Raw genomic sequence first — 7,330 nt, 5'->3', positions numbered from 1 at the left:
CCAGGACCATAACAGCCCGGAAGCGATGTACGCCGAGGCCGGCCTCGACGCCGACGGCATCGTCAGGACCGTCCAAGCCGCTCTGCCTGAGCAGAAGGCTCGCAGTGGTGCCAAGCTCGTGAGCATCGGCAACGGCCAGCGCTGACCGGACGACAAACACGAGAACTCGGCATCATGGCTCCGCTATTGTGGCGGCCGTGATGCCGTTCGAGGCATTCGCATCCTCCGGCGGCCCTGCGCCGAGGATGCGATGGCCGGCTACTTGATGACCGAGCAGGCCAGGCGGGCACCCGCCCCGCCGATCGGCTGGCTGGTATGGTCGTCCTCGTTGGCGTGGATGATGAAGGCCGAGCCGTCGGCATCCTTCAACCCGCCCTCGCCCGTGAGCGGCGTCTCGCTCGACACCTCCGCATTCACCGAGCCATCGGCATTGGCGTAGACGTTGGGCAGGTCGCCCTCGTCAGGCCCTTCCGGGTTGAGCAGGCCGTGCTTGCTCTGGTCGTGATTGACGTGAGCCTTCGATTTCTCGAACTTCTCCATGTCCGAGCAATCGGCCACGGCGTGGAAATGGATGCCGTGCCAGCCAGGAGGCAGGCCACCGGGCTGGATCGCCAGACGCAGCACCAGGGCGCTCGCTCCATCGCGGATGGTGACCGTTCCGATCGGTTCGCCCTTCGTGTTGACGACCTTGCTCTCGTAGGTCTGCGGCGCGGTATTTGCCGCCGGGGCAGGCGCCTGCGCGAGGGCGGGCGCGACGCCGCCCAGCAGGGCGAGGACCGACAGGAATCGTCTCATGGCGTTTCTCCTCTCCACGCCGGGGCGATTGTGGAGCTCTGCAAGGAAAATCCCGGCCGCGACCGTGTCCGACGACGATGGCCCGGGCAGGCTGTCGTCGCGGTCGAGTCGGGTGCCATGTGTGTCGGCCGAGCCCGGACGGCAACCGCATCCGGGCGCCGAAGCAGGTCCGGTGCCGGGCATCCCCACGGGGCATCCACCCCAAACGGAATGCCGGTTAACATAGCATCGTGGACGCCATCGTAAGCTTTCGTTAAGCTGACATCTCAGTCCGACAGCGATTGCCGGGCGGCCGTGCGGAGGTGGAACGCCGATATGCGTCCGATCTCTCGGCACCAGCCTGGAGAGAGTCGATGCCAATGCGTCTTCATCGGTTTTCGACCATCGTTTCGGCGCTCGGCCTGTCGGCGCTCTGCGCCATGCCGATGATCGATACCGTTTCCGCTCAGGACGCGCCCTTCGCCAAAGACGCGACGCCCGCTCCCGCCGGCCGTGCGTGGACCGATCCGCCCGACCGGAAGGCCGCACCCTCGCCCGTCGCCGGGCGCGAGGATGGCAAGCAGCAGGATGTCCGGAAGGCCGACGCGACGGCCCGTGCCGGGAAGGCGGCGCGAAACCGCCGTGACGCGGCTGCCAGACCCCGGCCCGCAACGGCCAGCCCGCATGCGAGCACGAAGGCACCCGGCCACAGGATTGCCCGACGCCTGCTCCCCACCGGACGCGAGACCATCCGCCCCGTCGCCGTCAGGGCGCCCACCAGCCGGGCGGCGAGAGACGGAACCTGGACCGTCCGTGCCTTTCAGCCGAATTACGATGACACTCCCGGCTATCGCTACGGCTACCTCCCGGAAGAGGGGCCGGCCTATCGCCGCCGGGATGACGGGGGCAGAGATTATCAGGCAGCTCGCCTGCGGGAGGCCCGCGAGGCGGGATATCTCGTCGTCCGCTCGAATGACCCCCGCATGATGCACGGACGCCCCTTCGAGGCTCTCCGCGGGCCCGAGGATCGGGGCGATCCCGAAGACTGATCGTGCGCGCCGGGCTTTACCGGCGACGTTTTTGACGGCGCTTGCGCATGACTTCGCCCATGCAAGAAACCTCGCTGGCGAGAGCCGGCGAGGCATTCCATGATAGCGAGGGAAGCGAAGACTGCTTTAGCGAAGGCGGCCCGGACGTGCCGGCTCGAAGACGATCCGCCGGTGAAACGCACACCAGCTCTTGCCATCCGGCGCAGGCGCACCGCAACAGACCGCACGATCGTTCGGTTCGCCGATGATGAACTTGCAGACGAAGGCACCCGACTGGGCGAAGGGGACGCGCAGTTCGGCCGACGGTTCGGCAATGGCGTCAGCATCGCCGATCTGTGACAGGCGAACGAGTTGATTCATGTAAAACGTACTCGCAGGATCTGCGTCTCTGGCGGGCGCACGCCCGGTGGGACCGTGGATTGAAATCCGCCGTACGAACGGTCCTTCCGCCACGAGGCACGACGATGCCCCGGCTGCTTCCGATCCGCCCCGTGACTTTGTGGGAAGCCACGATACGACGCTGTCATGATGTCACTGTATCTAGGGATCTTTCGCCCTTAAACAAGTCTCGACGCATTAACGTGCTGCAGCGCACAGATTCTGGCGTCTTTTGGTCTGGTTCGAGGTCGAGTTCGCCTCTTCTAGCGCCGAATCCCTTTCTTTTTTGAGAATGCCAACGCCCGAATCATCCGTCGGCGGTCGACGCCGCGCAGTGATTCGCCGGGTGCGTCGTCCTTCGAGCGCCTCGCGAAACCTTCGCTCACGTCCGAGACGACAAAAAAACCCCATGCGCCGGGCGGCACATGGGGTCTGGTCGTTGTTCGAAACCGTGGTCCGGCCCGCTCGCGGCGAGCGCGGCCCCCGCCAGCTTACTTGAGCAGCTTGACCAGGGCCTTGCCGGCCGGGGTCTTCAGCTCGGCCGCATCGAGGGTGCCGTCGTTGTCCGGATCGGCCGCCTTGAAGCGGGACTCGACCAGGGCGAGGTACTCTTTCTTGTCGATCGTGCCGTCCTTGTCCGGATCGGCTTCCGCGATCACCTTCTTGCCACCGCGACCCTTGAGCTCCTTGGCGTCGAGGGTGCCGTCCTTGTCGCCTTCGAGGGCGTCGAACTTGGCGCTGGCGACGGCCTGGACTTCCTTCAGGTCGATCGTGCCGTCATTGTCGGTGTCGATCATGGAGATGATCTTGTTGCCCTTGGCGGAGGCCGGGGTGGCGACGGCGAAGGGAACGGCCAGGGCGGCGATGGCAAGGAAAAGGGGGAGCTTTGACCGGTTGAGCATGCGTAAACCTCCTAATTGCGTCAGCGTTGTGGAACTATCACAGGCTTTTGCAGATGCGAAGGTGCTCTATTGCAGGGCAGCGGCGTGTTCTTGGGGCGTCTGTGGATGACAGACCCTCCGATACCGGCGGATCGGAGCCCCAAAAAGACACGGGCACACGACACATGCCGCTGATGACGGATTGGTTTTCCCTTCTCCTCCATGAAGGAGCGATGTCATGGGAAGCAACGAAGGACATGATCCATCACTATGTTTCAGCCCGTCATGGAAACCGTCCGTCGTCTCCTGAGGCGCATCTGGCGTTGGACCGTCTTCAGGGGGACGGGATTCAAGTACCGGGATTTCGAATCGGCCTTCGAGCGAGGCGATTGGCCGACGATCCTGACACGGGCCCGTAACGGCGAGCGACTTAAGAAAAGCCCGTCGATGATGGGTATTTTCATCCGCGCCGCCGGCGAGATGCGCGACGTCGAAGCATTGGCCTGGGCCGAAAGCCAGTGCCTGGGCGCGCGATGGTCGACGCGGGATCGGTATGCGGTGAGCCAGAGGTTCCTGATGCTCGGCGAAGCGGCTGCCGCATGGGCGGTCTTCACCGCCGATGCGGCCGTGATGGCCGAGGCGAGATTCGCCCATCAGGCGAAATCGTTCCTCCCCCATACCAAGGATGCCGCCCTCCGGTCGGCGATCAAGGCGGCCATGGCGAAGGCCGTCCCCGTCGGGTCCTCCGCCGCGGCGGGCGTCGTCAAGGCGGCGGCCACGACGATTCGATTTCCGTTCTTCGGCTCCGGGCGGCGGGTTCAGGGCTCCGTCGAGATCTGGTCGAGCGAGCGAACCCCGCCGCGCCATGCCATCAAGGTCACCGCGGATATCGAGAGCTTCCGGAACAAGGTCGCCCGGGCAAAGCCGCCCGAGATCATTGAGCACCGGGAGGTGTTCGTGGACCGGAACGGCCAGATCTGGAAGGAGGACGGCAGCCTCATCGTCTCGAAGGGAACGCCCATTTCCCGCTTGTCGCGCGCGGAAGCGCCCGGCATCGCGACAGGCTTCTTCGCCATCAAGAGCACGCGCGGCATCTATCACTGGCTAGTGGATCGCCTGCCGCTTTTCGCCTGGATGCTGGAGGACGGGGCGCCGGATGCGGCGATCCTCCTCAGCGACCTGGCTCCCTCCTTCGAGAAAGAGACCCTGCGTCTGGCTGGCCTGCCCCAGGCGGTGGTGGATGTCGGTGATGCGGTCTTCGTCCAGCGGCTGCTGATCGCCCGCAGCGGCATGCATGGTTTCAGCTATTGGGACCAAGTGGCACCCGTCATCGAGCGGGTGAAGCGGTCCGCCCGTGCCATCGCTGCGCAGGAAAACGTGAGCGCCGACGATGCGATCTACATCTCACGCCGCGATTCGAGCCGACGGGTCATGAGAAACGAAGCCGAACTCGAGGCGCAGATCACGACGAGGGGCTATGCGGGCGTCGCCCTCGGAACCATGCCCCTGTGGCAGCAGGTCTTCATCGTCTCGTCGGCGAAGCGGATCGTCGCTCCTCACGGGGCCGGGTTGGCACATATCGTCTTCTCGGAACCCGGAACCCACATCACCGAGATCGTGCCGGTCCAGGACGGGACCTACTTCCTGCGCCTGAACTATGCCCGGCTCAGCATCGTGATGGGACATCGCTATCGGGGCTGGCTGGAGCCTCACCACGGCGTGATGGACAGTTGGACCGTGGATGCCCCGGCTTTCCTCGGTTATCTCGATGAGCGGCCCGGCGATGCGGCCGCTCCCGTTCGCGTGGAGGATGCCGGCGACCAGTCCCGGATGGGGTGAAGGAGCCCCTGTCCGGCGGCGGATCACGCGATTGTTGGAGGTGCCCCGACGAATGGACGCCCTCATTCCGGCCATGTCGTTGCAGCAAGGGCTGCTGTCATGAGAGACACCCGGCATCGGGATGGGGGCCGGGCTCGGTCGGCCGGGTCGAAGCGTTCGGCTAAGCCTTTGGCGAGGCGCGATGTATTGATGCGGGCTGTTGCGTCCTCGCGTGACGCGGCGTTAGATTTCGGATTGGGAGATCGGGATTGGGCGCTCGACCGGGAACACGTTCAGTGAGGGGCTGTCCACCGGTCTCCGGGCGAGATGAGTTATGCTGATCCTGGAGAACGTCTGGGTCAGGTCGCTCCAGTCGCGGTCGCATGCGGTTCTGTGCGGCCTCTCCGGGGTCATCCCGACGAACCGTCGCGTCGGTATCCTCTGCGCCTCGAAGATCGAGCGCCGTGCGTTCAGCGACCTCATCGCGGGGGTGCGGCAGCCCGCCGTCGGCAAGATGCGGCGCGAGGCGGACATCTCGAGTCCCGTCGGGCGCATGGCCGGGATTGTCGCGTTCCATACTTTGAGGCGGAACTGCGTGTTCGCCGCCAAGATGCACCGCATCGAGCCGGGGAGCCTGATCAAGTTCGTCGCCTTCGTGGCCAATATCGATGCCTTCATGGACGTGCCGTACAAGCACGTGCCCGCCGATATCGCCTTAGCGTTTCGGTATGCCCTGTCCTACGGGCTGCCCTACGAGACCTACTTCGTCGACGGCGACATTCTTCCGCAGACGGCCGAGTTCACCGACCGTTTCGCCAGCGTGATCAAGCAACGCTCGGCCACGAGCGGCTTCATCGTCATTTCGTCGAACGTCGCCCAGGTGCGGGAGTTTTGCGACGTCGTCGGCGTGGTACAGGCCGACAAGATCGTCCTCTACTCCAATGCTCAGCGGGCCATCCACGAATACATGAGGCTGGTCGACCTCAACAAGCCCGACGTCGATGCCACCGAGACCTTGCTGGCGCGGATCCGTCGCGCCCTGAAGCTGGAGGATTGGCCGATGGTGGCCGCCATCGCCACGTCCGAGATGCAAGACGATCCGGATAGCCCCACGGCGATCTGGCTGTATGGGGAACTCGCCCTGTCGCGGGGGGACCGTCGACGCGGCATCGATCTGATCATTCGCGCCTGCCAGTCCAACCCCTCCTTTGAGGAGCCGTGGAAGGCCCTGGCGCGCGTCGCCGAGGACGAGCAGGACGAGGAGAGGCTCAAGCTCCTGGCCTCCGTGCTGATGACCAACGGTCAATGCCGGATCTTGCGGATGGCCGCCAAGATCATCGAGCAGACCGGCACCGACGCGGCGGCCGTCGACGCTTGGCGTCGGGTCGCCGCCGCGGCCCAGACGGATGTGGGCGTCCTGATCGAGGCCGGCGACCGCCTGCTCCGCGCGGGGGCGGGGGAGGATGCAGCACGGATCTTCGAGGCTGCCTATGCGGCCGATCCGACGAATGGCCGCCTTCTGGTGATGCTCTACCGCAGCGAGCTGCTCTTCTCCGACAACGAGCGCTTGGCCGAATTGACGGCTCTCATCGTGGAGTTCTACCCGGAGGAGGCCGAACGGGCCGTGCGCCTCGCCCAGCGCGCGCGTCGTCCGGAGGTGAAGGCGATCGAGGATGGTAGCGCGCCCACCCCGCTCGATTCCGCCGTCGAGGAAGCCCTTCCGGTTCGGATCCGACGCGCCCTGAAGCAGCAGGATGTCGACACCCTGGCCGAGATCGCCGAGGCCGAGATCCGGCGGGAGGCGGACGGCGCCACCGGCATCTGGCTTCTCGGTGAGATCGCCCTCATCAAAGGAGACCGCGAGCGCGGCGGGGACCTGATCTTGCGCGCGTGCCAGGCGGATGCCGAACTGGAGGATCCTTGGAAGACCCTGGGTCGTCTCGCGGAAGAGGAGAAGAACGAGGAGCGGCTCAGCTCTTTCGTCTCCGCCCTGATGACCAACAGTCAGGGCCGCATTCGCCGCCTGGCCGCCAAGGCGCTCGAGCCCACGGGAGACGAGGAATCCATTCTGGCGGCCTGGCGTGCCGTCGCCCATGTGGCCGGTACGGATCTCGGCCTTGTGCTGGAGGCAGGCGACCGGCTTTTCCGCTATGGCGCCGCCGGCGAGGGAGCCCAGGTGCTGTCACGGGCGCTTCAGGTCGATCCCCGCAACGGACGCGTGCTGATGCTGCTTTACCGCTGCGAACTGACCTTCTCCGACGACGAGCGCCTGATGGCATTGGTCGGCCAGATCAACGAGGTCGCCGCCCCGGCCGAGGTCGACCGCGCGATCCGTCTCGCCGCGAATGCGCGCAAGGTGGATCTCGGCAAGCGGATGAAGGAGCGGTTCAAGCAGCCCGCTCCCAGCGACGCGAGCGCCTGAGCGAAGGC

At 65.6% G+C, this 7,330-nt stretch carries 6 protein-coding genes; 3 read left to right on the top strand and 3 right to left on the bottom strand.

The features are described 5' to 3' along the window. Window positions 1–258 precede the first annotated feature (258 nt). Window positions 259–795, bottom strand: a complete 537-nt coding sequence (locus ASF26_RS11480) for a superoxide dismutase family protein (protein ID WP_056253763.1) — start codon at window positions 793–795, stop codon at window positions 259–261. 353 nt (window positions 796–1,148) lie between these two features. Here ASF26_RS11480 and ASF26_RS11475 point away from each other — a divergent pair, with 353 nt between their 5' ends. Then, entirely contained in the window at window positions 1,149–1,823 is a 675-nt protein-coding gene (locus ASF26_RS11475) for a hypothetical protein (protein WP_056253759.1), read from the top strand. Between the two features lie 126 nt (window positions 1,824–1,949). Here the strand turns inward: ASF26_RS11475 and ASF26_RS23410 are convergent, their stop codons facing one another. Together ASF26_RS23410 and ASF26_RS11465 are read right to left on the bottom strand one after the other, a co-directional pair. Further along, a complete protein-coding gene (locus ASF26_RS23410) occupies window positions 1,950–2,183 on the bottom strand; it encodes a GcrA family cell cycle regulator (protein ID WP_018043414.1) in 234 nt (77 codons plus the stop codon). Between the two features lie 509 nt (window positions 2,184–2,692). Further along, window positions 2,693–3,103, bottom strand: coding sequence for an EF-hand domain-containing protein (locus tag ASF26_RS11465; RefSeq protein ID WP_018043413.1), 411 nt, complete (start codon window positions 3,101–3,103; stop codon window positions 2,693–2,695). A gap of 426 nt (window positions 3,104–3,529) precedes the next feature. Between ASF26_RS11465 and ASF26_RS11460 the strand changes: the two genes are divergently transcribed. Both ASF26_RS11460 and ASF26_RS11455 read left to right on the top strand, forming a co-directional pair. Then, entirely contained in the window at window positions 3,530–4,921 is a 1,392-nt protein-coding gene (locus ASF26_RS11460; protein ID WP_244475901.1) for a glycosyltransferase family 61 protein, read from the top strand. A 313-nt stretch (window positions 4,922–5,234) separates the two neighbouring features. Beyond that, window positions 5,235–7,322 (top strand): hypothetical protein, encoded by a 2,088-nt coding sequence (locus ASF26_RS11455; RefSeq protein WP_056253752.1) that lies wholly within the window; start codon window positions 5,235–5,237, stop codon window positions 7,320–7,322. Window positions 7,323–7,330: the final 8 nt, after the last annotated feature.

Source organism: Methylobacterium sp. Leaf93 (assembly GCF_001422345.1).
In the GTDB taxonomy this organism is placed as follows: Bacteria; Pseudomonadota; Alphaproteobacteria; order Rhizobiales; family Beijerinckiaceae; genus Methylobacterium; species Methylobacterium bullatum.
The sequence above is the reverse complement of the archived record's forward strand: the minus strand, read 5'-3'. Positions and strand labels throughout refer to the sequence as shown.

Coding starts and splice junctions, on each gene's coding strand:
- ASF26_RS11480 (WP_056253763.1), bottom strand. CDS start 795: ATGAGACGATTCCTGTCGGTCCTCGCCCTGCTGGGCGGCGTCGCGCCC.
- ASF26_RS11475 (WP_056253759.1), top strand. CDS start 1,149: ATGCCAATGCGTCTTCATCGGTTTTCGACCATCGTTTCGGCGCTCGGC.
- ASF26_RS23410 (WP_018043414.1), bottom strand. CDS start 2,183: ATGAATCAACTCGTTCGCCTGTCACAGATCGGCGATGCTGACGCCATT.
- ASF26_RS11465 (WP_018043413.1), bottom strand. CDS start 3,103: ATGCTCAACCGGTCAAAGCTCCCCCTTTTCCTTGCCATCGCCGCCCTG.
- ASF26_RS11460 (WP_244475901.1), top strand. CDS start 3,530: ATGATGGGTATTTTCATCCGCGCCGCCGGCGAGATGCGCGACGTCGAA.
- ASF26_RS11455 (WP_056253752.1), top strand. CDS start 5,235: ATGCTGATCCTGGAGAACGTCTGGGTCAGGTCGCTCCAGTCGCGGTCG.